The following is a 25,421-nucleotide window of genomic DNA, read 5'->3' as shown; positions in this document are numbered from 1 at the left end:
TTGCTGTACAATTGGTTTGAACATATAACATTTGCATATCCTGAAGTATTCGGATTGTTTGTACTGATACCGGCTATGCTATACTGGTACCTGAACAAGTACGACCGTAAACAGGGAGCGCTGAAAGTATCGTCACTGGCGGTTATTCGTAAAAGCAGTTCCTGGAAAAGCACTTTCCGGCATGCGCCGTTTGTGATCCGCCTGCTGGCTGTGTGCTGTATCATTATGGCGATGGCCCGCCCGCAAACCCGTAACGATGAAGAACTGAAGAACGGGCAGGGGATTGATATTATACTTTGCCTGGATGTAAGTGGTAGTATGCTGGCGCAGGATTTTTTACCCGACAGGCTCGAGGCTTCCAAAAATATGGCAGCTTCCTTTGTTGATATGCGACCCACGGACCGGATCGGGGTGGTTATTTTCTCCGGCGAAAGTTTTACCCTGGTACCATTAACTACCGATAAAACAGTGTTGAAATCCCAGATCTTTAATATTAACCGCGGATTGCTCGAAGATGGTACGGCTATAGGCGATGGCCTGGGCGTGAGTGTTGACCGGCTGAAAAGTGTAAAAACAAAATCGAAGGTGATTATTCTGCTTACCGATGGGGAAGACCAGGGTGGCCGCATTGATCCCCTGGCTGGTAAAGAGCTGGCAAAAGCTTATGGCATCCGGGTATATACCATTGGAGTGGGGTCCGAAGGGTATGCACCTGTACCTACCTCAGATGGCACCCGGCAGCAAAAAGTGAACATCGATGAAAAACTGTTGCGGATGATTGCCAACGAAACCGGTGGTTTGTATTTCAGGGCAAGGGATAATGAAAGTCTGAAAAATATCTACCTGGAAATAGACAAGCTCGAAAAATCACGCATAGAAGTTACCTCATTGAAACGGTATACCGAGCGGTTTTTCCCCTTTGCATTTGCCGCCGCCGCCTTATTGTTCCTGGAAATATTCCTGCGATATACTTTATTTAAGAAATTTCCTTAAAAAGACTCTGAGCGTAGTCGAAGGGGCATTTCACAATCCTGAGCGGAGTCGAAGGATCGAAGTAACGGTAATATTGTACATTTACGCCTCAATGAAAGCAATCGTATACCGGTCAACCGGCAGTTGGTACAATGTTAAAACAGAAACGGGCAAGGCGATGAGCGCCCGGATTAAAGGGGTTTTCAAAATTGATGATATAACCTCCACCAACCCTATTGCAGTGGGTGATGAAGTAGTGATAGATATCGAAAGCGAATCGGCCAATACGGCTATGATTACTGAAATTTGTCCCCGGCGAAATTATATTAACCGGCAATCGCCCTCCCATAAAAAGCAACATCATATTGTGGCTGCCAATATCGATCAGTCGGTATTGTTTGCCACCCTCAGGGATCCCAAAACTTCACAGGGGTTTATTGACCGTTTTCTGGTAACCAGCGAAGCCTACCACGTGCCCGCCATTGTGGTGTTCAACAAGGCCGATCTGTACAAGAACAAGGAGCAGGAAAAATATGCCATGCTCAAGGAAATGTACGCGGTTATTGGCTACCGTACTATCCTGATGTCGGTAAAAACCAATGAAGGCGTTGATGAATTAAAAAGCGTGCTGGAAAATAAAACTACCCTCATGAGCGGTCACTCAGGCGTGGGAAAATCTTCTTTTATCAACAGCATTTTCCCCGAGCTTAAATTAAAAACCCAGGACGTAAGCGGCTGGAGCGGCAAGGGCATGCACACTACTACGTTTGCAGAAATGTTCGACCTGCCCGTTCCAACTGGTGGCCGGGTTATAGATACGCCGGGTATGCGCGAATTTGGGTTGGTTGATATTTCCCGGCAGGAACTCTCGCATTATTATCCTGAAATGGCCCGCGTGCTCAACGACTGCCAGTTCAATAATTGTTTACACATAAATGAACCAGGCTGCGCGGTAAAAGACGGGGTAGTCAATGGAACCATTCATGAAGAGCGCTATATAAGCTACTACAACATCCTGGAGTCGATCGACGAAAAAAACTACTAGAAATATTGAATGTCCAATGTTGAATGTAGAAGTGATTGAAGAGTTTCGTCTTCACTTCATCATTGTATATTTAATTGGGGATATTGGAATTTAAACCGGGAAGTGAGGTTGCAGGACTGTCGATAGTAAAGTGTATTTTACTTCGACATTCGATATTCAATATTCGTTATCCGGCGTTAATGAACTTTCTCGCTTTGTTTACCAGTAGTTTTGTTTCCAGGAATTTAGCCACTTCAATGACAGCGTCATTGTCCTTGCGGGCTGCTTCCTTTGATTTGTAAGGATAAATTGAAATGCCGGTGTAAATGTTGTAATAAAGAGAAAGTAGATGTCCCCTGTACGTAAAGTTCCAGGTCAGCGTATCGAAATCGTCCTGCTTGTTGGTGAACCGGATCTTGAGTTCATCCAATAAAATATTGGCGACCTCATAAAAGCGCTTCAATCCGCAGTCATCATCGATAATGGCTTCGGTGCAGCCAAAATCTGTGCGTAGAGTCAGGCTCATAAAGTACGGTTTAGATTATGAAAAGGTTGAACCGCAGTTCAACCGGGTAATCGGGGACTACGCTTTGAACTTTCTGGCTTTAGGCACCTTTTCTCCGCTCAGGATCCGTTCAGCACCTACGTTTTTACCGTTACTGGGGCATCCGGTTTTACGGCTGCACGAACTTCCACCCAAAACATAGGCTGCTACAATAGCTAAAAACAGAAAAATTCTAATTGATTTCATATATCGCTTTTCTTAGGATAAAACGCACTTAAATTTAGGAATATTATGCCGTATCTGCAAGAGCTGTAACCAATTATTCGGTTACCTGATCACGGAACCAATCGGCATATTTTATGTAATTGTTGGCAATACGGTCAATTTCGCCATGAACCTGCGTAATTACAATGTCTTTCACCTTTTTAGCAGGCACACCCGCAAAAATAGTCCCCGGTGGAACAATGGTTTCTTCCAGCACCACGGCGCCGGCTGCAATGATGGAATTGCTGCCAATATGGGCCCGGTCCATAATGATGGCGCCCATGCCTATCAGTACGTTATCGTCGACCGTACAGCCATGTACAATGGCGTTATGCCCAATAGACACATTATTGCCAATAACGGTTTGGGTACGTTTATAGGTGCAGTGAATGATGGCCCCGTCCTGCACATTCACTTTATTTCCCATGCGAATGGCGTTTACATCGCCCCGTACCACCGCATTGAACCAAACGCTGCAATCATCGCCCATTTCCACATTGCCAACGATGGTAGCATTAGGAGCAATAAATACATTACTTCCAAACTTTGGGTAAACCCCTTCTACGTGTAAGATTACTGGCATAGTACTAGTTTTTAGGCTTCCGAGATACAAATATCCTAATAAATCTATTGAATTTGTTTCAGGTTCCAAGTTTCAGGGTCCAGGTTCTTTTACCAGAAGTGTCTTAACGGGGCCCTGCAACTTGCAACGTGTAACCTGCAACGGTTTCTGGTAACCTGTATCTTTGCCGGGATTATGAATAAACGCGAATTATTTCTGCGGCACGTAGCCCAAACTTCCCCCGCCCCGCTGGCGCTGGACATTGTGAAAGCAAAGGGAACCACGCTGGTTGACGCTGCCGGGAAAGAATACCTCGACCTCATTGCTGGGATAAGCGTGTGCAATGTAGGCCACCGGCATCCCAGGGTGGTAAAAGCCATTAAAAAACAGGTTGACGACTACATGCACCTGTTGGTGTATGGCGAAATGATTGAAACGCCCCAGGTACAATATGCCAAATGGCTAACCGATCATTTGCCCCCCTCCCTCAATTCGGTGTATTTTACCAATTCCGGGGCCGAAGCCACCGAAGGCGCCATGAAACTGGCCAAACGGGTCACCAACCGCACGCAGATCATTGCCTTCAATAAAAGTTACCACGGTTCAACCCAGGGCGCTTTAAGCATCATGGGCGATGAATACTGGCGCAATGCCTTCAGACCCCTGTTGCCCGATGTATTGCACCTGGAATATGATGTTTTTGAATCGCTGAACGAAATAACCGCCCAAACTGCCTGCGTATTTGCCGAAACCATTCAGGCCGAACGCGGGGTAGTGGCGCCTTCTGCCCAATGGATGAAGGCCCTGGAAACAAAATGCCGCGAAACCGGCACTTTATTGGTACTGGATGAAATACAGGCCGGCTTTGGCCGTACCGGTACCCTGTGGGGCTTTGAACAGTTTAACGTGGTGCCCGATATTGTTTTATTGGGCAAGGCCCTGGGTGGCGGCATGCCCCTGGGTGCTTTTGTGGCCGATAAAAAGATCATGGAGGTATTTACCGAAAACCCGGTTTTGGGCCATATTACCACCTTTGGCGGCCACCCGGTATGCTGTGCAGCCGGATTGGCGGCAGCAAAAGTGTTGCTGAAGGAAGAAATAGTAGGGCTGGTGGCCGATAAAGCGGCCCTGTTTGTTGAAATGTTACAACATCCATTAATTCAGAAAATAAGGGCCAACGGACTGCTGATAGCCGTTGAATTCGAAAATTTCGATATAAATAAGAAGGTGATCGATGGCTGTTTACAACAGGGCATTTTGACGGACTGGTTCCTGTTTGCGCCTGAATGTATGCGGGTAGCCCCACCGCTTACCATTTCGGCCAAAGAAATAAAAAAGGCCGTCAAAACCATCCTGCGGGTGCTGGATGCAATACAATAGCCCGGTTTTTTGATTGTTAATAGGTGGGCAATAGGGTAGATATCAATAATATACCTTTACATTTGCGCGGTTGTTGGATAGATGTGAGGATGGATTAACCATTATTTCATCACTTCAAAAATAGTTTATGCGTAAAATTGGTCTTATTCCTTTTCTGTTTTTAGGCATGGTTGCTTGTAACGATAGCGGTTCTAAAACCGGAGGAGCTGGTACTGACACCACTACAGCTGCAACTGCTTCTATGGACACTACAAAAAAAGCGGCTGATACAGTTGCTGCAGTGCCTGCAGTACCCGAAATTCCTGCCGGCGCCAAAGTATTCTTCAAAAACCTGAAAAATGGTCAGAAGATTAAATCTCCGTTTAAGGTAGAAATGGGTGTATCTGGTATTGCACTGGATTCAGCTGGTGTTATTAAACCCGCATCCGGTCACCACCATATTCTGATAGATAATGGCGATTCACTGGCTTTGGGAACTGTAGTGCCTAAAGATTCTACGCACCTGCATTTTGGTAATGCTCAAAAAGAAGCAGAACTGAAATTAACGCCTGGCCAGCACAAACTGACCCTGCAGTATGCCGATGGTATTCATCGTTCATACGGTGGTAAACTGGCTTCTTCAGTTACAGTTACTGTACAGTAAGTATTTATAGTACAAAAATAATTTAGCCGGCAGCTTACAATAAGCTGCCGGCTTTTTTTATCATGTGTATAACCAGTAGAAAATGATTACTCAATCGGTTGAGTAAATTAAACTTCACTTAAAGTGTCTTTTTTACACACAATCTGCGTTGCAGATAGTGGTTTTTAGGATCACTTATTTGTTAAAATACTGCTGCTCGTCTAAAAAATTATTTATTTAAAAAACTGTATAATACTTTTGAAGAAGTTAAACAAGGTCTATGCAATAGCTTTGAGGGCATGACCTGCGGGGCGATTTTCTAATCGCCCCTTTTTATTTATGTACAATTGTCAATCTTTCCTGCATTTCAGTTGATTAGAATCAATATGATATTTTTTTTTCATAATTGTTTAGTACCAATCGATCGTTTTACTGTTTTAATAAGTGATAGTCCGTTACTGACCGGCAAATTGAAATTACCCCTGAATTTCAATCGGGCATTAGCAAATTATCGTAGTTCTTTTTCTTTGTGAAGTATCGCAAATTACACTTTACCAGGAGCCGTTTCTACGGCACCTGTTTATTTAAAAACCCTGAGCGTAGTCGAAGGGGCTTCTTATGTGTTCTGAGCGAAGGCGAAGAACACACTTCAATTACTTCTAAATAAAAAATCCCGACCTAAGCCGGGATCAATATTATTAGCTGTATTTTTCGCACCATTAGAATTGCAGCCTGAAACTTCCAAATACTCCAAACCGTTGAACGGCCGATTCGGGTAGCGGTTGCGGTAATACCCGCCATACAAAATCAAACCGCAATACTTTAAAGATATTATCTACCCCGGTACCAATTTCCATGTACGTTTTCCCATCCAGTGATTGAAATAAATAAGTAGAACCGGCAGGCATGTTCAATTGCTTGTTTGCTTCACTCAGGCTGCCCCACAATCCTTTCACCGTGTAAAACTGACGGAATTTTAACCGGCGCGTTAACTCAGTAAATCGGAAGATCCCTGAGCCGATATTATGTTCAAAATTAAACCCGGCATATTTATCGTGCAGGTATTGCCAGCGGTTCATTAAACTAAAGGCATACTTGTTATAATAGTAAATTTCATTACCCGGCGCCACATCCAGCAACATAAAGGGCAGGGTGCCAAAAGTTTTACCCGCAAATACATTATAATACAAATTGCCATAGGGCGATATCTTCAGATAGTCAGAAACACTACCGCTTATTTTATTGTAATCATAATGGCTGCCCCAAACGCCCTTTATCCCACGCGTATATTTAAATGATAAAATAGGGTAGGGACTGCCCAGGCTGTACCGGTAAAAGTCGCCATCAAGGAATTTTTCCAGGTATGCCCAGCGAAACTGTACCGAAGTTTCAAACGTATTTAAGGGCTCAGTGGGGCCGCTGCCATCATTGAAGATCTCTTTTGCAGGCAGGTTCAGCAAAGGATTGTATAACCTGCGTGAACCGGTAAGCGTAACCGATAAACCGGAATGCCATTCCTTGAACAGGTCCATCTGCATTAATTCAGTCTTCATGAACTTGATAGGCACTCCAGGCTTTCTGATGGTCAATGCAAAAATGTTATCCTGGCTTACCTCATCTAAATAGTTCTGCCCGTAATCGATGTCTTTTGAGTATTTGCCTGCTATATAGGTACGTGGGTTTTTCTTGAACAGGTACAGGAAATCCCCTTCGTATTTGAAATGCTCATCTTTTGTACCATAGGCCAGGTACCCGTGTAAATACAACTTCTTGAACATTTTTTCATTGGTACCCAGGTCAAAACGGAAGCGCGTACCTTCCAGTGTGTTTGCGTAGAGCCAGTTGTACCACGGACCAATTTCAAATTTGCCGATATCGAGGTAGCCTGTTGCCAGGAAGTTTACTGTTTTTACTGCCCGTTGAAAGGCCGGTAATTTTAACAGCGTATCGATGGTTTGGTATAATTTCTTTTCAGTAGCGCTTAGTTCTTCGTGCCGGTTTTGCACCCAGAACGAATCGGGCGCATTATTGGCCTGCGGCGGAAAAATGGTTTCTTCAATAAGCTTGTTTTTGGCCAGCTCATGAGTCACCGATGTATCATTAACAACAATGTTTTTATAAGTGGTGGTTTTTCTGCCAATGGCTGATAACATTTTTTCGCCGGAAAGCAGGGACAGGTCAACCACAAATTTATCCCTGGTAAGGAACCAGGTACTGTCGTTGAGCAAACTGAATTCCTGGATCAGGCTCAGCCGGTTTACATAGTTCAGGTTAGCATCTTTACCCAGGCGAAGGTTCATTTTCTGAACGGCAAAGGTGGTATCATGCACCCAGCAATCACCTTCAAAGGTGTTTTGTCCTTTGTGTTTGGGTACAAAAAAGAAGTGAATAAGGCGGCGGCCGTTCACAAATTGCGAATCCAGTACTTTGTAGTTATAAAACGCATCGCCATTATCACTGATAGGGCTTACAAATTGTTTATCGAAGACCGGGATGAAGTTGGCGTAAAAGTTTACGTTTTGGTCAATACCGCCCAGTAATTTTGAAACGCTCTCATTGTTCACCCCCATGGTTTTGGTGCCTCTGAACACTTCACGACGGCGCAGGGGTGTTTTTTGAAAATAGTAATCAGAGATGGCTTCAGTGATATATACTGGTAAATAGGGAATCCCTTCTTCGGTGGTATCGATGTTATTCAGCACAAAATTGAACTTCTTGATAAAGGGCAGGTTCTCCCATTTTTCCCTTTTGATGTTCTTGAGGTCTACTTCCAGTTTATTGTACAGTTCATAGGAGAAATTGTGAAAGCGGTACCGGTCGTTCTGCGGTTTGTGTTTCACAATACGTTTCCACATCAGCAAACCACGATCAATTTTCTTTTTTACCACCACTGCAGCAAAATTGGCCCGTTCCATCAGGATAGTAATGTCTAAAACATTGTTTTTAGCGCGGGACAATAAAAAGCTATCGAATGGTAGTTTAAAATCCTGATATCCTACATAAGAAATAATGAGGGTGTCAGAGGGCCATTCGTTAAAGTGAAAGGTGAATGATCCTGCTGAATCGCTGAGCCTCCCGGTCTTTTGATTTTGGAACTGCATAGAGGCAAAAGGGATACGTTCGTCGCTATGAGCATCTTTAACAATTCCTTTCAGTATCCTGGTTTGGGCCATCGCACTTTGGGTCAACAAAATCAGCAACAGGATTTTAAACGATCTGATAGACATTCTAATAAGGTCGGTTTGATTTCACCACCAAAAATACAATAACCGGCAGAAAAGCCTTTTGTTAAAAAAGATAAAAAGGCTCTATACATCGGTAAAACCCGGATTATTTCGGTAATACATGGTATTAGGTTGCATAATTGTCGTGAAATACCGTGAATAATGTTGTGGCAACATGGTAACGTATTATATGCAGGTGTTAGTATGGGGCGGGATCGCCTACGCCAGGGTTTCGGCTATCGAAGGCAGAAGGCAGTGGGAAAACCGCTGCAAGCTACAAACTGTAAGCCGCAAGCAAATACAGGCTGAAAGCCGAAATCCGCCGGCTTGGCGGATGAAAGTAAATACACTTCCGGTTTTAGCTTTAGCCTTTAACCTGTTGGCTTTAACCCGTTTTCTTCACTTCAACATTCAATATTGGAAATTCGACATTCAACATTTGTATTCGCCCTTTATCAACCTCCCGCTTAATACCCCCAAACCTCCTTCTACCACGTTAACCTGTTAACTTGTCAACCCTGTCAACTAATCTTTTTTTCAAAAAGTTTGGAAATCTGAAAAACGCGCGCTTACTTTGTTTTACAAAGTGCTTTATATGGATAGCCAACATCCCCCGCTGGAAACCCTGCAGGACATTAAACGAATGATGGAACGGTCGTCGCGCTTCATTTCCCTGAGTGGATGGAGCGGGATCAGCGCCGGCGTATGCGCCCTGCTGGGAGCTGCCGTAGCCCAGATTCGTATCAACTACTATTTGTTGAATGCGTACCAGAGCCAATCCACCACCGGAAGCTTGTATCGTGGGGAAACCTACATCTTAAGCGGCAGTGCTGAAACCCTGGAACACGACCTGTTAATGATAGCTGGCATAACATTCATAGCAGCCTTTATCTCTTCTTTTTTGTTTACCCGCGCCCGTAGCCGCCGTAATGGTACCTCCATGTGGGACCGTACCGTGCAACGCCTGGCCTGGAACACCGTTTTACCTATGGTGGTAGGCGGATTTGTGATCTTACGGTTGATGGATTCAGGGTTTTATGGCCTGGTGGCGCCCGTTTGTTTGATCTTTTACGGGCTGGCATTGGTGAATGCGTCAAAATATACCCTGGGCGAGATCAGGTACCTGGGTTATGGACAACTAATTTTGGGTATTATTAATTTGTGGACAGGAGGTTGGGGTTTGTATTTTTGGGCCGCAGGTTTTGGCATCCTGCATATTGTGTATGGCGCTATTATGTGGTGGAAGTATGAACGTCAGCCCGGACAATAATTAACAGCATGAAGAACCCGATTGGAAATCTTAATAAAATTTTTGATAGCCGCATTCGCATGGGGGTCATGAGTATCCTTATTGTGAATGAGGAGGTGAGTTTCAATGACCTTAAACAAATGCTCGAAGTAACGGATGGCAACCTGGCATCGCACATGGTAAACCTGGAAGAAAATGGATACATTAAAGTACATAAAGGATTTATTGGCCGCAAAACCAATACCACCTACAGTATTACCCGGGCAGGCGAAAAAGCATTCAAAGACCATATTGAAGCGCTCGAAAATATGATCAAAGGCATGAAGTAATTTTTTTTGTCCTTACACTTTGAAATACAAAGCACTTTTAATACTATGAATAAGTTTCTGTTACAATTATGGTTGTCCGTAAGAATATGGTTGGTAGCTGTGGCAGTGAATACCCTGCTGGGGACTGGATTCCTCTCGGATTTTAAACTTCATGCAGTGGCAGATCTGGCAATAATCGGGGTCTGTTTGGGAGGCTTCTTTTCATTCCCTATTATGTTGGTAATATGCCTCGTTATCAATACATGCGCCAGGGCTGATATAGCCGGTATGCGTCTTTTAAAACTGCTGTTTATTACCAATATCATCCTGGCAACAATTGCATTTATGGTCTTCTGTGGCGGATTTAATATAGGTAAGGAAATGGTCGTTTTACTCTGTACTGCCATCATCTCAGGTACAGTTGCCATCGCCATCTTCTACAAATCCATATTGAAGTGGGGTGGTGATTACAATAACACTCAACAAGTATAGCCATGAAAATTAAAATGATCTTACCGGCGCTTACTGAAGCGAAAAGCCCTTACTGGCGCCCGATTAAATACTCGTTGTTTCCGCCATTGGGGTTGGCAACACTGGCAGCCTATTGTTCGCCTTATGATGAAATCGACCTGCAGGATGAACATGTGGAGGAATTGCAGACCAACGATACACCCGACCTGGTAGTAATACAGGTGTACATTACCAATGCTTTCAGGGCCTATAAACTGGCCGATCATTACCGCCGGCGGGGCGCGTATGTGTGCCTGGGAGGTTTACATGTTTCATCACTCCCAGATGAAGCAGCACCACATGCCGACAGTATTTTTATTGGTCCGGGTGAGGATACTTTCCCGGAATTCCTGAAAGACTTTCGCAATAAAGCACCGCGCAAGGTATATGTGAACAGCAAGCGCACCATTGCAGATATTCCACCTATTCGCCGTGACCTCATAAAACGCAATCATTACCTGGTGCCCAATTCAATTGTGGTATCGCGGGGATGTCCGCACCACTGCGATTTCTGTTATAAAGATGCCTTTTTCGAAGGCGGTAAGTCGTTCTATACCCAACGGGTTGATTCAGCGCTTGCAGAAATAGAGCGCCTGCCTGGCAAACATCTTTATTTTCTGGATGATCATTTGTTAGGCAACCAAAAATTCTCCGGCGCTTTGTTCGATGGCATGAAAGGCATGAACCGGGTATTTCAGGGCGCCTCTACCATCGATGCCATTTTACGCGGTAACCTGATAGAACAGGCTGCAGAAGCCGGTTTACGCAGTGTGTTCATCGGATTTGAAACGCTTAGTAATGCCAATTTAACCCAAAGCAACAAGAAACAGAACCTGGGAAAAGATTATCGCGAGGCCATCAAACGTTGTCATTCACTCGGCATTATGATCAATGGCAGCTTTGTGTTTGGATTGGATGATGATGATAAGGACGTGTTCGACAGAACAGTTGACTGGGCAGTGGAAAATGCATTGACCACCTGCACATTTCATATTCTTACTCCATATCCGGGAACCCGTTTATACCAGTCAATGGAACAACAGGGGCGCCTGTTACATCGCAATTGGGACCTGTACGATACCCGTCAGGTAGTATATAAAACAGTTGGCCTGAGTGCCGATGAACTGAAAGCCGGCTACGATCATGCATACAGGTCATTCTATTCCTGGATGAACATTGGCCGGGCCAGTTTGCAACACGAAACATTGAAACATCAGCTCAAACATTTTGCCTATGCCGGTGGCTGGAAGAAGTTTGAACCCCTCTGGAATTTCATTATAAAAACAAAAGGGCTCAACAATATGCTGCCCCTGCTGGAAACTATTTTATCGAAAGTAAAGCACAAAAACAATCCAAACTCAGTAAGCCCATTCCCGGCTATTGCATAAATATCTACACTATGAACAAAGATCTTATAAAAATAATTCTGGTAACAGCAGGTGCTGTTTTATTTAACCTGGTATTCTGGAACGAAAAACTGGCCATCAATACTGTGCTGTTCGATGCCTTCTTATTATCGGCCCTGTTTTTTCTGTATCCCAACGCCCGTAAGTCGGCCACCGTAAACTGGTTGCTGCTGGGCCACCTGGTTAGTTTAACAATGGTAGTGATACATAATACCGATCTGAGTAAGATTTCATTTGTAATTACGCTGTTGCTGGTGGCAGGGTTTGCCGAGTATACGCATCGCTCAGTCTGGTTTGCCAGTGGCTCTATATTGATGAACGTGGTAATGGTGGTTGCCTCCTTCCTGGAGTCCTTTAAAATAAATAAAGCAAAGCCCACTAAACGCAAAGGAGTAGGCCGCTTCATCCGGTTTGCGATCTTTCCGCTTATTTTGTTGGTCGTATTCTTTTTAATTTACCGGGACGCGAATAACGCTTTTTCCGACATTGCCAACCGCATAGGCGCCCAGCTGGAAATATTCTTTGGTCACTTTTTCGATTTCTTCTCTTTACAACGTTTGTTGTTCCTGTTGTTAGGATTGTTGATCTCCGGCTCCATCTTACTAAAAAGCAAACTGGATTATTTCAGCACCCGCGAAACCAACATGAACGATGGCTTGCAGCGTTCCCGGAAAACGTTGCGTCAAAAAAGAAGCGGGGCCATGTTCCAGTTTATTGAAATGATAATGGGTAAAATGGCCAACGGCATGATGGCCCTGAAGAATGAGAACACTACAGGAATTATCAGCCTGGTGTTATTGAATGTGTTGCTGCTGGCAGTGAATTGCATTGATGTGAACTTTTTATGGTTGCATTTTCAATACAAGCCAGGATTGCCGGTATACAAAATGGTGCATGAAGGAACGGAACTGCTGATCGTTTCCATAGTACTGGCCATGGCAATATTATTGTTCTACTTCAAAGGCAATCTTAATTTCTACAAACGGAACAACTGGTTAAAATATGGCGCCTATGCCTGGATAATACAGAACGCCATGCTGGTAAGTTCGGTTTTCCTGCGCGACTATTATTACATCCTTAAACACGGCCTGGCTTACAAACGAATTGGTGTCCTGTTCTTTTTGGTAATGGTATTGGTTGGCCTGTTAACGGTATTCCTGAAGATCTGGAGCCGGAGAACCAACTATTTTTTATTCAGGGTGAATGCATGGGCGGCCATAGTGGTACTGGTGCTGGCTACTACTATTCACTGGGATGAATTTATTGCCGGGTATAATCTGAAAAGAAAAAATACGGTTGACCTGGATGTGCCATTCCTGCTATCCCTGTCAGACAAAGCCTTACCCTTGCTCGATACCAATATAGTAGCATTACAAAAGCGCGAGAACGATGCACATGTGAAAAATCCTGATTCGCAGCCGGTATGTGATACCTGTTACATTGAAGAGTTAAAACAACGGGAATTACAGTTTGTAGAAAAGCAAAAAGACCTTACCTGGCTATCGTGGAATTATGCCGATGCTTATACAACAAAGTATTTTCAGAAGAAAGGATTGATAACCTCTATTCATTAAGCTATGGTAACTCCTTTATCAGTTGCGGTTAAAATATGGGCGAAAACAGTTTCAATGGTAATTTTGATCTTTGCAATATGCTCGCTGTATTACGGAGGATGGGGTGGGTTGTTATTGGTAATGCTGGCAGTTATTTTTGGCTTCCTGCTCTCGTCACCCTTGTTAGTAGTGATCTCGCCCCTTATTAAATTTTCGTCCCGGATACCCTATGCCAGCCGGTCGAAAATGGCCTGGCTGATCTTTTCTCTTTTTATAATATACTCGTTGATTTTAACAGGGTTAAGGCTAATATTAGGAGATAATTATGATGGGGTTGTTACAAAAGAGGACGCCCTGTTAATGCTGAGCACAATTGTTGTACAGTTTCTCGCTGTAAGAACAACCCGTAAGTCACTATATAAATTATATGAACAGCTTTAAAAAACAAGTTTTATGAATTCACAGGAAGGGTTTTCCATCCGGGCAAGAGTAAGAAGTTTTCGGTATGCATTGGAAGGGATTGCCGCTTTTTTTCAAAGTGAGCACAACGCCTGGTTACATTTTATGGCAACCGTAGCGGTAATTACGCTGGCTACGCTGGTAGGGGTTACCAAAACTGAAATGCTGGCGCTGGTATTTGCCATTGGTTTTGTTTGGGTGGCAGAAATGTTCAACACCTGCATTGAAAAGGTGATGGACTTTGTTTCGGACCAGCGGCATAAGGATATAAAATTTATAAAAGACCTGGCTGCAGGTGCTGTATTGGTAGCAGCCATAACGGCCCTGGTTGTTGGTGCAGTTGTATTCATACCTAAATTATTTTAACTATGAAAGTGGAGCAGATGAAATTGAACAGCAAGCCTTATCGCTGGATGTTGATTAAAACAACCAGTAACGAAATGGACCGCATGCTTACCCTGTCAATGGGTTTTAGCATTGCCATGGTAATGGCACGGATAGTATATACCGATAAGTTCACGTTTATCTGGCTTATCTGGAATTTGTTCCTGGCCTGGGTACCTTATGTTATCTCGTCGTGGTTGCATAGTAAGCCGGCCATGCAGGAACGTAAATGGTTGTTTTTCGTGCTGGCAGGCATTTGGTTGTTGTTCGTGCCTAACGCCTTTTACATTTTAACCGATCTGTTTCACCTGGGGCAATTCCATAATGTGCCCAATTGGTTCGACCTTACTTTAATTATTTCTTTTGCCTGGAATGGATTGCTATTGGGCGTTTTGTCGATACGGCAAATGGAAAAAATGATCCAGCCATACCTGCCCGGTAAGCATGAGCTGTATTTTATTTATCCCATTATGTGGCTGAATGCATTGGGAATATACATAGGGCGATATCCACGGTTCAACAGCTGGGATATTTTCGTGGATCCCATCGGGCTATCGACCTATCTGATAAGAATGACCATACACCCCATTCAATACAAATATGCCTGGGGCATGGTGGCCTGTTTTTCAGTATTCATGACGCTGGTGTACCTCACTATAAAAAGAATTAGTAAAGCTATACATTGATCCTGCCGCTATACCCTTCCAAAATAGCGGTTGGTTTATCCACAAACGGCGCTGTGTTCCCATAGCGCCTTTCTTAAGGCACTTCTGATACTACAATAAAAAAAGCCTCCCGACACATCGGGAGGCTTTGAATTTTATTAACCATCTCTGCTTTGCCCGCCGTCCGCGTGTCGCTGAAGCTTTAGCGGAGGAGGGCCTTCTGCCTAGAAGTCTACTCCCATGGCAAAATGCAGGTAGGGTTTATCTTTAAAGAAGGTATTCATTTCCCAACCGGCATCGAGGCGGAGGAAGTAGCCCAGCAGCGTGCTGCGAACGCCAAATCCATAACCACCAACAAACGGTCCAATACCACCGGCTTTTATAAGTACCTGTGCACCTGATCCACCTGGCTGAACATCGCCATACACCATTTCGGGGCGCGACAGTTTATTATACTTGCCATTCCAGGCGCTGCCCAGATCAATAAACTGCAATACCTGGAAGTTGCGCAGGAAGGCGTTATTGATCGGTTTGTTAAACAGGGTAGCAAATACCGGTAAACGGAATTCACTGTTTATAATGATGTTGTTATTACCGTTGGCCACGTTTTGAGGAAAGCCACGCATGTTAACCGCCAGTGACTGGAAGGCATAGTCAGGATCTGCTGGTTTGGGATTAACACTGTATTTGGGGAACATCCAGCCATCTACACCACCCAGGTAGTAAATGATCTTCTGGCTTCCCCACGAGAAATCGCCTGCAGCCCGGCCAGCCCAGATGAAGTTGCGGTAAATGGGATAGTAATACCGGCCATCAAACCCAAGGTTATAGGTGAAGCGCCCGGGTTTCAGCGTAGTAACCTGTGATGGTTTAGAGATCTGTCCATCGAGGTCCATATAAATTTTAAACCGCAATCCATTATAGATGTTGGTAGCTTTTAAAATAGCATCATCATGAACATATTCCAAACGGGTTACTGCATAGGTCTGTTTGTTTACATCGGGCACCTTTAATGTAAAGGTATCCTGTATTTCGCCGCGTATCACTACTCTGTCGGTACGGATACCGCCCGAGAACCTAAGGCTGCGTACCTTGTCGAAAGGATATTTAACAACTCCCTGGAACAGGTTGGTGATCGATTTTCCTTCATATGGTATTTGCGTACCACCTATACCAAGCACATTACCCAGTTCGGTACGGCGATAGTAGATGAATGAATAATCAAAGCGGTGTTTAAGATAATCAGCGCGGGCATACCATTCACCACCTCCATCGAACAGGGATTGGTTTACCGGTATAAATACGCTGCTGGTACCGCCGGTGCTGGAAGCGCCTATTGGGGCGCCGGTTCCGGTACCACCTATCAGCGGCAGCCGCATGGCGCCGGTAAAGCGGATGTCTTCAAACAGATCGAAGATCGATGCCTTCAGCATGCCATTGAATGCGCCACCGCTTTGCAGCATAATAGGCAGGGCGCCCGTATAAGGCTGATAACGGCTTATAAGAACGTCGTTGTTAAAACCACCGGAGAAATTATCTACGGAGAATTTCAGCTTATAATCGAAGCGCTTGGCTGTTTTCAGCACTGATTCTTCCGCCTCTTTGGACGCAGCCGTTGCCGCAGGGGCGGTTGTTGGTACTGTCGGTGGCGTTACTGTTGAAGGTGGCGGCTGGTTTTGCCAGCCAACTGCAGCGCTGTCTTTTTTGGTGCTGTCTTTCTTCTCTTTTTCAAACCCGGTTTCAAAAATATCGCTGATCTTTTGTGATTCCTGTTGCTGTGCCGGGGTAGCCGGTTTGTTAAACGTAATGGCCGCCCCGCTTGCAGCCTGTTCGGCTATAATGGTCTTGCGCCGGTATTCGGTAGGCCGTACGTTCAGGTTGCGTTTCCTGAGCGTGGCGTCATCTACCTTCAGGCGATACAGGAATTTCAGATTTCCCTGTTGTCTTACTTCACTAACCTGGCCATTGTACCCCGCGATCTTTGTTTCAATAAGGGCGCTTTGGTAGTTGGTGATAGGGAAGGTGTATGCTGAGTCTTTTGTTACAGAAAAGGTGAAAACAGAATCCGGTTCGGTTTTACCCCAGGCTTTCAGGGTAGAATCAATTTCTGTTTTATCGGGGTTCCGCAACACCTGGTCGCCAACCAGTACCACCGTATCCAGGCCTGCCCGTTGCGTGCTGAAGAAGCCCGCAAAACGGTTGCTGATCCCGGTTTCATCACTTACAAAAGTAAAGTGATAGGTATTGTACTGCATGGGGAAACGGGCGTTCCCGTATTTCATCTTCGTTAACTGGGTAATTTGGCGAAACTCGCTTTTGTTATAATTGTCGGCCAGGAAAATATTATATCGCCGGCTGGCAACACCGGTATCGCCGCCATGGGTAGTGGCATCGGGCCGGTTAGAGGAGAAAATGATCCCCGTTTTATTGGGGAACGCTACAAAGCTGGCATCCAGGTCGGCATAGGAATCGTTGGTAACCTGCTCGTAGGTGTCTTTTTCAATATTGTAAATGTAGATGTCTGATTGTCCATTACGAACCGCGCTAAACAACAGGGTATTGGAGTTAAGCATAAACTCCATACTCTGGATCTGTTCAAAATGGGGAATATCCTGTTTTATGCGTTTAAAGTGGGCTACCATGTCGTACACAAACAGGTGTACTTTGCCTTCCGACCAGTAAACACAGGCAAGGCGGGTACCTTTACCGTCCCAGGCCAGCAGGGGATAGTTGGGGTTCACCTCATTGTCATTGGAACGTACACCTATGTTCAACAGCACTTTTCTTTCGGTCATATTTTCCCACAACACAACTCGGTACTTCCCTTTTATATATTCCACTACAGCGTAGGTCTGACTGCGGGGAGCGGGGTTTTGCGTAAAATGTAAAAAGTCTTTATTGTGGGTTACTTCTTCAACAATGGCCACGGTACCTTTGGGAATATCACGCCGGCCACGCAGGTCCTTCTCATACATTTCCGTTCGCTCATTCATGAAGTCCTTCAGCACCTCTTTGAACTTCTTTTTACAAATGCGTTGCGAGGCGCTGTTTAGGTTCCGGTACACCCGGGATAGGTATAAAAAGTAGGTGACGTTCTCTTTTTTATATTTTTCAGCTATGTATTGCCAGAAGGCGTGACCGGCCAGTATAGGTTTTTCGTACGCTAACTGGTAAAAGTTAGTGTAGTCGCCCGAAAGCAGGGCCAGTTTCAGTTCATTATCGTAGGCGGGACTCCAGTCTTCAGCTACATAATCAACATACCCGTCAACCAGCCATTTGGGAAGGTCCAGCAAAGCCTGGTTGGTGGCAAACTCCCCCAGGTCGTCACCGAAAAGTATATTATCAACCAGGATGCGGGCAATACCCTGGCGGATCTGTTTACGTAAATTAGCATGGTCGCCATCGTAATAGATCACCACTTTGTTGTTCACCAGCTTGGTAATGCCCCCGGTTGTTTGCCAGTCGAGGGTCAACCCAATGTTGGATTGCTGTAATTCATCAAAATGATTATATATAACGATGTTGGCGCGGCGTTGCAGGCCATACTCCACAAACTGTTCCAAAGCGGGCAATTCGGTTTCAGCCACCTGCGCAACATAATTGGCAATAGGCTGACCATTTTCATAGAAATAAGTATTGAAATTGGTGGTTTGGTAGTATTGCCATTTAAATTTTCGGTACTGAACCCGGTTCTTTCCAAATTCCACAGTATTCACCTGGGCGAATAGTACGGTTGGCAGCAACAAGGCAAGTAACAAGGGAAAGGAAGAAATAACTTTTGTCTTTGGCTGAAACTGTTGAAATTGCATAGCCTGTCTGTTAAATGTTTTAAAGTTATAACAATCCATAATACCGCGAAAATCAATTATAATAGGTACGAGTATGCTTACAGTGACGTCGTTTACATTTAGCCCCATTCAGGAAAATACGTATGTGGTGCATAACGAGAAGGGGGAATGCTGCATTATTGACCCCGGCTGTTACTTCGGCAATGAACGTAATGAGCTGAAAGAGTATATACAAACTTCCGGCCTCACGCCTAAATATTTGTTAAATACCCATTGCCATCTCGACCACGTATTCGGAAACAAATTCATCCATGACACCTGGGGATTAACCCTCCACATCCACGAAAAAGAAAAACCCTTACTTGAACAGGCTCCAGCGTTTGGAATGTCCTGGGGGTTGCCTTTTGATAATTACAAAGGCGATCTTATCTTTTTACGCGAAGGAGATACCATACCGTTGGGTAATGATGCATTCCAGGTGCTTTTTACACCTGGACATTCGCCCGGACATATTGCATTTTATTGTCAGGCGCAGCAGTTTGTTTTGGGTGGCGATGTATTATTCCTGGAGAGCATTGGCCGTACCGACCTGCCCGGCGGAAATTTTGATACACTTATTGCCAGTATTCGTAACCAGTTATTTGTTTTACCCGATGAAACGGTGGTTTACCCGGGCCATGGCCCGCAAACCACTATCGGTTATGAGAAAAAACACAACCCGTTCCTGAATGGATAACCGGTTTATTTAAATGAATCTGTAGATCAGCTTTCCCACATAGGGTAACTTACTGAATTCTTTCCGTTCAATCCGCAAAATAAATACGAGGTAACCAACCGTAAACAAAGTGGCCAGTGAAAGGCTTATCCATTCTTTAGGCCACCAGCCAATGATGGTACGATGCACCAGGTAAATAATAGCTGCTATCACCATATAGGCGCACAGCTTTTTGGTAGCATAAGGAATGGGGTAAACTTTTTGTCCCCAGAAATAGGATATGGCCATCATACTGCCGTAACAAATAAAGGTTGCCCATGCGCAGGCCATATAACTGTAGCGGGGAATGAAAATGGCATTTATTATCAGGGTAAGGGCAGCCCCCACAAATGTGATAACGGCGCCCGCCGAGGTTTTTTGCGATAACTTATACCAGATAGAAAGGTTGTAATAGATGCCCAGGAACATATTGGCAAAAAGCAGAATAGGAACCACTGTCAGCCCCGTCCACATTTCTTTATTCCTGATAAATTGTTTCCAGATGTCGAGGTACAGCGCCACCATCAGGAACATGACCGAAATGGTGATCACAAAGAATTTCATTACCCGGGCATAGGTCCTGGGCGCATCTTCCTGCACCGATTGTTTAAAGAAAAACGGTTCTGCACCCATCCGGAAAGCCTGGATGAACAGGGTAATAAGGATCGACAATTTGTAACAGGCACTGTAAATACCCACTTCGGTGCGGGCGGCCTCCACCGAGTGCGTGGGCGCCCACCAGCCCAGCATAATACGGTCGAAGGTTTCGTTGATCATCCCGGCAAAACTGGCAATAGCGATGGGCCAGGCATAGATCATGATCTCCTTCCACATGGCAGTATTGAACTTCAGCTGAAAGCCGAACACCTCCTTTCTTAAGGCAATAAATTGGTAAAATGCTGAAATGGCATTTCCCAACAGGATATACCCCACCCCGAAATTCTTATTATAGATAATTAAAAGCGGACTGTTTGAATTTTGCTCCAGCAATCGTGGACAAACCGATAAAAAGAAATATACCACAGCAATGTAGATCAGGATAGTTGTTACCCGGATGGTGGCAAACTTTACCGGGCGGTTTTCCTGCCGCAGTTTGGCAAAGGGCAGGGCCGATAAAGTATCACAGGCAATGATAAATACGCTTATCAAAATATACTCCGGATGGTCCTGGATAGAGATCAGGTGCGCAAAGGAGGAGTGGAAAAGCAGCAGCATTACCGACAGGAAAATGGTGCTGGAAAATATGGAAATGGAAAGCGTACTATAAATGTCGGAGGCAAATTCAGGTTTCTGCACAAACCTGAAATAAGCCGTATCTATTCCAAACAGGAACAGGGTACTTAAAAATGGAATGGCTGCATATACCAGGCTCATTTCTCCAAAACCAGCGCCACTTAACTTATAAGTCAGGTACGGAGTAAGCAGATAATTCAGGAAACGGGAAAAAATAGTGCTGACCCCATACCACAATGTTTGCCCGGCTAATTTTTTTATACCGCTCAATGAAATTTATTTAAGATTAATGGTCAAAATTAAGGGTTCGGGCATAATAACGTCGCACCTGGGGCCTGTTTATACATGATATAGGGCAGAAATAACAATTAGAATAGGATTGAAATCCCGATTATGTATATAAACATTGATTATCAGGCCCTGGGCATAAAGGCCAGATTAAAATCGGGGCGCCAGACCGTCCCAAATTGTGTATATGTTTTTTGCGGGGTTACTATTGGTATCTTTGCCGGCCGATTGTATATTTAAGCATCAAATCCGATCCCAATGAAGATATCTTTACCATTAATGGTTATCGTGACCGTTATAACATTAAGCACTCCTGCATTTTCGCAATCCGGCGAAACAAAAGTTGAATTTCAAAAAGGCGATAAAGTAGCCGCTCTCATCGAATTACCTTACACAGCCCGCGTAGTGGAAGACGCCATCGAAGATTGGATGTCGAAAAAAGGCGGCAAAAACGATCGCGTTAAAAGTTTTGATGTATTTCGCAATACCCGTTTGGATAAAGACGAGCCCGAAATTGTTGATGTGTATTATAAGGTAGACCGCAAGGTGGTGAATGACAAAGAAAATGCTGTTGTGTACCTGCTCATTGGCCGTCCCGGCGAAAACATTGGCGCCCGCGCCGACGACGATCACTTTAAGATAGTTGAGTCAAAGGAACTGTTGAATAAAATGGCTCCTTTCATCGATGCCTATAATATTGAAGTACAACTGAAATTACAGGAAGAGGTAGTGAAGAAATCAGAAAAGAAACTGCTGAACCTGAAAGATGATCAGGCCGACCTGGAAAAGAAATTAAAGAACCTGCAGGATAAGATCGCTCAGAACAAGAACGATCAGCAACTGCAAACGGAAGACCTGAACCGCCAGCGGGATGCCCTGAACGTTATCCAGAATAAAAAAGATACAAGTCAGGGTAAGTTGAGTAAACAGTAGAAGCCTAAAGCCTAAAGGTTAAAGCTGAAAGCTTTGAACGGTTAATAATGAAGAAGCGTTATTTGTTTAATAGTTGTTCCCGACGGGTACCCGTCGGGATTTTTTTGCTTACAGCTTACGGCTTATAGCTTTCAGCTGTATTGGCCGCGCAGCGGTGTATTGCTTTTAGCTTTAGGCTTATAGCTTTCGCCTGTATTCTACGGTTGCGCAAACCTGGTATCGCTTATAAACGTAGAATCGGTAAGCGTTTTCAGAAATTCAACCAGGTAAAACTTTTCGGCATTTGTAAGCGGGATCTTGTTCTTTAGCAGCGGATCGAGGGTGGGACCATTCTGAACATCGCTGCTGTAAAAGTCCAGCACACTGGTAATGGAAGAAAAGCGGCCATCGTGTTCATACGGAAAAGTAACGGCCACATTGCGCAGGCTGGGTACTTTAAATTTCAGTGAGTCTGCCCGGTTATTGGTAATACGCATTCTACCATAATCTTTGATGAAAGGGTCAACCGGTAACCCTACATTGCGAAAACTATGATCAGTGAACAGGGGCTCAGGATGGCAACCGGTACATTTAGCCTGAAACAGGGTGTACCCGTTTTGCTCTGTTTGTGAAAAAGAGGCCATGCCCTGTTTTACTCTGTCGTATTTTGAATTGGCCGAAACCAGGGACGTTACAAACTGGGTAATGGCAAACAACATGCGTTGGGTATTGACGGTGTCACTACCAAAGGCGGCTGTAAACATTTTTCTATACTCATCATCCTGCTGCAGTTTACTAATCACATTGCTTACGGTCTCCGCCATTTCATTGGGCGCTGTCATGGGCGCCAGGGGCTGTACTTCTATATTGGTAATACCGCCATCCCAATGCATTTCCTTGTTCCAGGCCATGTTGAACAGACCCGGTGCATTGCGTAAAGTAAACTGGTTATTAAACCCATGACTAAGCGGGTGATCGTATGTGGAGAAGGCGGCAAACTGCTGATGGCAGCTGGCGCAGGGGAAATTGCCATCTTTCGAAAGGCGGCCATCATAAAATAGTTTCCTGCCCAGTTCAACCCCTTCCCGAGTAAGAGGATTGCCGGTAAAGGAGTATTGCGGGGCAGGAAATCCTGCTGGTTGAGGTAGTGTAAGCGGATGAGGCCCGCTGTTACCCTCGCCTGATTTTTTATTACAGGCATTTACCAGCAGGCATCCTGAAAAAAGCAATAAACAAAGTCTTATTGTCCATCTAACAGCCACTATTATTGTTCGTTATACACAGAATCTACGGTAAACATTTTTGAATAGTTCTCAGCCACCTGCGTTGCCAGTTGGCCGGGAGTTGTAATAACCGGGTTATCGGCAATTTTTATATCCCAGGGGTTGAAAAACCAGTCATTGGCATCACAGGTAACAAACATCTGGCTTTCTTTGCCGGCTTTCATATCCAGGTTTTGCGCGTAAGGGAATAATAAAGTCACCGTTTTAATTACGTTGTCGGCTCCTGAAAAGCCACCAATGTGAAACTCGAATTTACCAGCCTGCGGCGATTTGGCCGATGTGCCTTCCAGCTTGGCCATAATGTAACCGGTATTCCAGGTCCAGAACATGCCATTGGCAGGGTCCAGTGCATCGGTTTGGGCGCCGCTTACATTACGGGCGCTGTCAACTCCAATGGTAAACGAAATACGGTTATACACATATGGTAAAATCCCAAGTTTGATCTCGGTAGTAGTAGAATCAGAAAAATCGACCAGGTAATATTTATCGTTAGCCAGTTTGAATACTTTACCAGAGTCGGTATTTATCATTTGAATATTGTGCACATAGAACTTGAAACCGGTAGGTACATACTGTTCTTTAAAATAATTGGTGTAGGTTTTACCTAACTCAAGAGGCACAGAGTCATAAGTAGCAACGGGTTTAAATTTCAGGACCAGGTTGTGGTCTTTCTCAGGTACTTTGTCAAAATGTAATTCTTTCTGGCACGAAAAAACTGCTGTTACTAACAGTAATCCAATAAATAGTTTGGGCAAATTAACTCGGTGCAGTTTGTGAGTCAGTTTCATAGCATTCGGTGTTACGCTTACAAATCGCCGGGACGGAATTTTCGGCGGTTCTTTTTGTGTTGTGATTGTTTCTGTTTTGATTCGAGCCGCTTTTCCTTTGATCCCTTGGAAGGTTTGGTGGCGATACGTCTTATTTCTTTCTTTAATGCCTGGGTTAATAACGCATTCATTTTTTTTACCACTTCTTCCTTGTTCGACAACTGGCTGCGGTGAATCTGGCTCTTTACTTGCAAAAACCCTTCCGAATTTATTTTTGCAGCTAATTTCTTTTGAACAATTGCTTTTTGTTCTTCGCTTAAAATCAGCGATTTAGATATATTAAAATATCCCTCCACCATCGTCTCCACCTTGTTTACGTTCTGTCCGCCCTTTCCACCGCTTCGCGCAGTTTGGAATTCTAATTCTTTTGAAACATCTATCTTCATTGTATAAAGGTAAAACTAATTTATAGGTACTATGCGAGCGGTCATACAACGGGTAACTCAGGCGAATGTTGTAATTAATAATACTGTACGGTCATCTATTTCAAAGGGTTTGCTTATTCTGGTAGGAATTGAAGACAGCGATACCACCGAAGATCTTATTTGGCTGAGTGGTAAAGTGGTTAACCTGCGCATCTTTAACGATGCAGCCGGTGTAATGAATGAATCGGTAATTGACCAGGGAGGCGATATCCTGGTAGTAAGCCAGTTTACCCTACATGCTTCTACAAAAAAGGGGAACCGGCCATCTTATATCAGGGCCTCCAAACCACCAGTTGCCATCCCGTTATACGAACAGTTTGTACAGCAGTTACAAACAGATCTGGGAAAACCTGTGTTTACCGGCGAATTTGGCGCCGATATGAAGGTATCGCTGCTGAACGACGGGCCTGTAACTATAGTTATTGATACAAAAAATAAAGAATAATGCTAATAAAAGAAGCGCAGCAACAGGTTGACCACTGGATAAAAACAGTGGGCGTACGATATTTCAGCGAACTAACCAATATGGTTATTCTCACCGAAGAGGTGGGGGAACTGGCAAGACATATGGCACGTATTTACGGAGATCAATCGTATAAAAAAGGTGAACAACCTCCCTTCCGCCAGCCGGCGGAGAGGGCCGGGGAGGGGCCGCTGGCCGATGAAATGGCCGATGTGTTATGGGTGCTTATCTGCCTGGCCAACCAAACCGGTGTGGACCTTACAGAAGCGCTGGAAAAGAATTTTGAAAAAAAGAATATCCGGGATGCTACGCGGCACAAGGAAAATGAAAAGCTGAAGTAATAAAAACATGTGATGTTATA

At 44.5% G+C, this 25,421-nt stretch carries 25 protein-coding genes; 16 read left to right on the top strand and 9 right to left on the bottom strand.

What is annotated here, in order from left to right:
* Both NIAKO_RS27940 and rsgA read left to right on the top strand, forming a co-directional pair.
* Complete coding sequence (locus tag NIAKO_RS27940) at positions 1–993, top strand: vWA domain-containing protein (RefSeq protein WP_014221817.1); 993 nt, start codon at positions 1–3, stop codon at positions 991–993.
* 91 nt (positions 994–1,084) lie between these two features.
* A complete protein-coding gene (rsgA, locus tag NIAKO_RS27935) occupies positions 1,085–2,017 on the top strand; it encodes a ribosome small subunit-dependent GTPase A (RefSeq protein ID WP_014221816.1) in 933 nt (310 codons plus the stop codon).
* Between the two features lie 166 nt (positions 2,018–2,183).
* Here the strand turns inward: rsgA and NIAKO_RS27930 are convergent, their stop codons facing one another.
* The 3 genes from NIAKO_RS27930 to NIAKO_RS27925 form a co-directional block, all read right to left on the bottom strand.
* Positions 2,184–2,522 carry a DUF3630 family protein gene (locus NIAKO_RS27930; protein ID WP_014221815.1) on the bottom strand — a complete coding sequence of 113 codons (339 nt, stop codon included), beginning with the start codon at positions 2,520–2,522 and terminating at the stop codon, positions 2,184–2,186.
* 57 nt (positions 2,523–2,579) lie between these two features.
* On the bottom strand, positions 2,580–2,747 hold the full coding sequence (locus NIAKO_RS38770; RefSeq protein WP_014221814.1) for a hypothetical protein: 168 nt from the start codon (positions 2,745–2,747) through the stop codon (positions 2,580–2,582).
* 73 nt (positions 2,748–2,820) lie between these two features.
* Complete coding sequence (locus tag NIAKO_RS27925; protein ID WP_014221813.1) at positions 2,821–3,348, bottom strand: gamma carbonic anhydrase family protein; 528 nt, start codon at positions 3,346–3,348, stop codon at positions 2,821–2,823.
* Between the two features lie 174 nt (positions 3,349–3,522).
* Between NIAKO_RS27925 and NIAKO_RS27920 the strand changes: the two genes are divergently transcribed.
* Together NIAKO_RS27920 and NIAKO_RS27915 are read left to right on the top strand one after the other, a co-directional pair.
* A complete protein-coding gene (locus NIAKO_RS27920; RefSeq protein ID WP_014221812.1) occupies positions 3,523–4,707 on the top strand; it encodes an aspartate aminotransferase family protein in 1,185 nt (394 codons plus the stop codon).
* A gap of 127 nt (positions 4,708–4,834) precedes the next feature.
* A complete protein-coding gene (locus NIAKO_RS27915; RefSeq protein ID WP_014221811.1) occupies positions 4,835–5,350 on the top strand; it encodes a DUF4399 domain-containing protein in 516 nt (171 codons plus the stop codon).
* A gap of 698 nt (positions 5,351–6,048) precedes the next feature.
* On the opposite strand, the gene NIAKO_RS27910 is transcribed toward NIAKO_RS27915, so the two are convergent.
* Positions 6,049–8,556 carry a DUF5686 family protein gene (locus NIAKO_RS27910; RefSeq protein WP_014221810.1) on the bottom strand — a complete coding sequence of 836 codons (2,508 nt, stop codon included), beginning with the start codon at positions 8,554–8,556 and terminating at the stop codon, positions 6,049–6,051.
* 592 nt (positions 8,557–9,148) lie between these two features.
* Between NIAKO_RS27910 and NIAKO_RS27900 the strand changes: the two genes are divergently transcribed.
* Genes NIAKO_RS27900 through NIAKO_RS27865 form a run of 8 tightly spaced genes read left to right on the top strand, consistent with a single transcriptional unit; the run spans position 9,149 to position 15,108 of the window.
* A complete protein-coding gene (locus NIAKO_RS27900; RefSeq protein ID WP_041347394.1) occupies positions 9,149–9,823 on the top strand; it encodes a hypothetical protein in 675 nt (224 codons plus the stop codon).
* A gap of 8 nt (positions 9,824–9,831) precedes the next feature.
* Positions 9,832–10,131: a winged helix-turn-helix domain-containing protein gene (locus NIAKO_RS27895; protein ID WP_014221807.1), complete on the top strand. Its 300-nt coding sequence runs from the start codon at positions 9,832–9,834 to the stop codon at positions 10,129–10,131.
* Positions 10,132–10,176: 45 nt separating this feature from the next.
* The gene (locus tag NIAKO_RS27890) at positions 10,177–10,602 is read left to right on the top strand and encodes a hypothetical protein (RefSeq protein ID WP_014221806.1); all 426 of its coding nucleotides are present in this window, start codon (positions 10,177–10,179) and stop codon (positions 10,600–10,602) included.
* A 2-nt stretch (positions 10,603–10,604) separates the two neighbouring features.
* Entirely contained in the window at positions 10,605–12,008 is a 1,404-nt protein-coding gene (locus tag NIAKO_RS27885) for a B12-binding domain-containing radical SAM protein (RefSeq protein WP_041347393.1), read from the top strand.
* Positions 12,009–12,019: 11 nt separating this feature from the next.
* A complete protein-coding gene (locus NIAKO_RS27880; RefSeq protein ID WP_014221804.1) occupies positions 12,020–13,600 on the top strand; it encodes a DUF4153 domain-containing protein in 1,581 nt (526 codons plus the stop codon).
* 54 nt (positions 13,601–13,654) lie between these two features.
* Positions 13,655–14,020 carry a hypothetical protein gene (locus NIAKO_RS27875; RefSeq protein ID WP_014221803.1) on the top strand — a complete coding sequence of 122 codons (366 nt, stop codon included), beginning with the start codon at positions 13,655–13,657 and terminating at the stop codon, positions 14,018–14,020.
* Between the two features lie 12 nt (positions 14,021–14,032).
* Positions 14,033–14,404 (top strand): diacylglycerol kinase, encoded by a 372-nt coding sequence (locus NIAKO_RS27870; RefSeq protein WP_014221802.1) that lies wholly within the window; start codon positions 14,033–14,035, stop codon positions 14,402–14,404.
* Between the two features lie 2 nt (positions 14,405–14,406).
* The gene (locus tag NIAKO_RS27865; RefSeq protein ID WP_014221801.1) at positions 14,407–15,108 is read left to right on the top strand and encodes a DUF1361 domain-containing protein; all 702 of its coding nucleotides are present in this window, start codon (positions 14,407–14,409) and stop codon (positions 15,106–15,108) included.
* A gap of 203 nt (positions 15,109–15,311) precedes the next feature.
* Here the strand turns inward: NIAKO_RS27865 and NIAKO_RS27860 are convergent, their stop codons facing one another.
* Complete coding sequence (locus tag NIAKO_RS27860) at positions 15,312–18,896, bottom strand: hypothetical protein (RefSeq protein WP_014221800.1); 3,585 nt, start codon at positions 18,894–18,896, stop codon at positions 15,312–15,314.
* A gap of 73 nt (positions 18,897–18,969) precedes the next feature.
* Between NIAKO_RS27860 and NIAKO_RS27855 the strand changes: the two genes are divergently transcribed.
* Positions 18,970–19,611: an MBL fold metallo-hydrolase gene (locus NIAKO_RS27855; RefSeq protein ID WP_014221799.1), complete on the top strand. Its 642-nt coding sequence runs from the start codon at positions 18,970–18,972 to the stop codon at positions 19,609–19,611.
* 9 nt (positions 19,612–19,620) lie between these two features.
* Here NIAKO_RS27855 and NIAKO_RS27850 read toward each other — a convergent pair whose 3' ends face one another.
* Complete coding sequence (locus NIAKO_RS27850) at positions 19,621–21,132, bottom strand: oligosaccharide flippase family protein (protein ID WP_014221798.1); 1,512 nt, start codon at positions 21,130–21,132, stop codon at positions 19,621–19,623.
* A 276-nt stretch (positions 21,133–21,408) separates the two neighbouring features.
* Here NIAKO_RS27850 and NIAKO_RS27845 point away from each other — a divergent pair, with 276 nt between their 5' ends.
* Positions 21,409–22,083, top strand: coding sequence for a hypothetical protein (locus NIAKO_RS27845; protein ID WP_014221797.1), 675 nt, complete (start codon positions 21,409–21,411; stop codon positions 22,081–22,083).
* Positions 22,084–22,280: 197 nt separating this feature from the next.
* Here the strand turns inward: NIAKO_RS27845 and NIAKO_RS27840 are convergent, their stop codons facing one another.
* From NIAKO_RS27840 to arfB, 3 genes are read right to left on the bottom strand one after another with little or no spacing between them, the layout of a single operon-like run.
* Positions 22,281–23,291, bottom strand: a complete 1,011-nt coding sequence (locus NIAKO_RS27840) for a cytochrome-c peroxidase (RefSeq protein WP_242675479.1) — start codon at positions 23,289–23,291, stop codon at positions 22,281–22,283.
* A 35-nt stretch (positions 23,292–23,326) separates the two neighbouring features.
* On the bottom strand, positions 23,327–24,133 hold the full coding sequence (locus tag NIAKO_RS27835) for an MbnP family protein (RefSeq protein ID WP_014221795.1): 807 nt from the start codon (positions 24,131–24,133) through the stop codon (positions 23,327–23,329).
* A gap of 17 nt (positions 24,134–24,150) precedes the next feature.
* The gene (arfB, locus tag NIAKO_RS27830) at positions 24,151–24,558 is read right to left on the bottom strand and encodes an alternative ribosome rescue aminoacyl-tRNA hydrolase ArfB (RefSeq protein WP_014221794.1); all 408 of its coding nucleotides are present in this window, start codon (positions 24,556–24,558) and stop codon (positions 24,151–24,153) included.
* A gap of 31 nt (positions 24,559–24,589) precedes the next feature.
* Here arfB and dtd point away from each other — a divergent pair, with 31 nt between their 5' ends.
* Entirely contained in the window at positions 24,590–25,042 is a 453-nt protein-coding gene (gene dtd / locus NIAKO_RS27825) for a D-aminoacyl-tRNA deacylase (RefSeq protein ID WP_014221793.1), read from the top strand.
* Complete coding sequence (locus tag NIAKO_RS27820) at positions 25,042–25,401, top strand: nucleotide pyrophosphohydrolase (protein WP_014221792.1); 360 nt, start codon at positions 25,042–25,044, stop codon at positions 25,399–25,401. The genes dtd and NIAKO_RS27820 overlap by 1 nt, the downstream gene beginning before the upstream one ends.
* Positions 25,402–25,421 lie beyond the last annotated feature (20 nt).

Origin of the sequence: Niastella koreensis GR20-10 (assembly GCF_000246855.1) — a bacterium.
GTDB lineage: Bacteria > Bacteroidota > Bacteroidia > Chitinophagales > Chitinophagaceae > Niastella > Niastella koreensis.
The sequence above is the reverse complement of the archived record's forward strand: the minus strand, read 5'-3'. Positions and strand labels throughout refer to the sequence as shown.

What these genes read in the sequence shown, in the direction of transcription:
- rsgA (WP_014221816.1), top strand. Translation starts at nt 1,085, where the DNA reads ATGAAAGCAATCGTATACCGGTCAACCGGCAGTTGGTACAATGTTAAA.
- NIAKO_RS27930 (WP_014221815.1), bottom strand. Translation starts at nt 2,522, where the DNA reads ATGAGCCTGACTCTACGCACAGATTTTGGCTGCACCGAAGCCATTATC.
- NIAKO_RS38770 (WP_014221814.1), bottom strand. Translation starts at nt 2,747, where the DNA reads ATGAAATCAATTAGAATTTTTCTGTTTTTAGCTATTGTAGCAGCCTAT.
- NIAKO_RS27925 (WP_014221813.1), bottom strand. Translation starts at nt 3,348, where the DNA reads ATGCCAGTAATCTTACACGTAGAAGGGGTTTACCCAAAGTTTGGAAGT.
- NIAKO_RS27920 (WP_014221812.1), top strand. Translation starts at nt 3,523, where the DNA reads ATGAATAAACGCGAATTATTTCTGCGGCACGTAGCCCAAACTTCCCCC.
- NIAKO_RS27915 (WP_014221811.1), top strand. Translation starts at nt 4,835, where the DNA reads ATGCGTAAAATTGGTCTTATTCCTTTTCTGTTTTTAGGCATGGTTGCT.
- NIAKO_RS27910 (WP_014221810.1), bottom strand. Translation starts at nt 8,556, where the DNA reads ATGTCTATCAGATCGTTTAAAATCCTGTTGCTGATTTTGTTGACCCAA.
- NIAKO_RS27900 (WP_041347394.1), top strand. Translation starts at nt 9,149, where the DNA reads ATGGATAGCCAACATCCCCCGCTGGAAACCCTGCAGGACATTAAACGA.
- NIAKO_RS27895 (WP_014221807.1), top strand. Translation starts at nt 9,832, where the DNA reads ATGAAGAACCCGATTGGAAATCTTAATAAAATTTTTGATAGCCGCATT.
- NIAKO_RS27890 (WP_014221806.1), top strand. Translation starts at nt 10,177, where the DNA reads ATGAATAAGTTTCTGTTACAATTATGGTTGTCCGTAAGAATATGGTTG.
- NIAKO_RS27885 (WP_041347393.1), top strand. Translation starts at nt 10,605, where the DNA reads ATGAAAATTAAAATGATCTTACCGGCGCTTACTGAAGCGAAAAGCCCT.
- NIAKO_RS27880 (WP_014221804.1), top strand. Translation starts at nt 12,020, where the DNA reads ATGAACAAAGATCTTATAAAAATAATTCTGGTAACAGCAGGTGCTGTT.
- NIAKO_RS27875 (WP_014221803.1), top strand. Translation starts at nt 13,655, where the DNA reads ATGGTAATTTTGATCTTTGCAATATGCTCGCTGTATTACGGAGGATGG.
- NIAKO_RS27870 (WP_014221802.1), top strand. Translation starts at nt 14,033, where the DNA reads ATGAATTCACAGGAAGGGTTTTCCATCCGGGCAAGAGTAAGAAGTTTT.
- NIAKO_RS27865 (WP_014221801.1), top strand. Translation starts at nt 14,407, where the DNA reads ATGAAAGTGGAGCAGATGAAATTGAACAGCAAGCCTTATCGCTGGATG.
- NIAKO_RS27860 (WP_014221800.1), bottom strand. Translation starts at nt 18,896, where the DNA reads ATGCAATTTCAACAGTTTCAGCCAAAGACAAAAGTTATTTCTTCCTTT.
- NIAKO_RS27855 (WP_014221799.1), top strand. Translation starts at nt 18,970, where the DNA reads ATGCTTACAGTGACGTCGTTTACATTTAGCCCCATTCAGGAAAATACG.
- NIAKO_RS27845 (WP_014221797.1), top strand. Translation starts at nt 21,409, where the DNA reads ATGAAGATATCTTTACCATTAATGGTTATCGTGACCGTTATAACATTA.
- NIAKO_RS27835 (WP_014221795.1), bottom strand. Translation starts at nt 24,133, where the DNA reads ATGAAACTGACTCACAAACTGCACCGAGTTAATTTGCCCAAACTATTT.
- arfB (WP_014221794.1), bottom strand. Translation starts at nt 24,558, where the DNA reads ATGAAGATAGATGTTTCAAAAGAATTAGAATTCCAAACTGCGCGAAGC.
- dtd (WP_014221793.1), top strand. Translation starts at nt 24,590, where the DNA reads ATGCGAGCGGTCATACAACGGGTAACTCAGGCGAATGTTGTAATTAAT.
- NIAKO_RS27820 (WP_014221792.1), top strand. Translation starts at nt 25,042, where the DNA reads ATGCTAATAAAAGAAGCGCAGCAACAGGTTGACCACTGGATAAAAACA.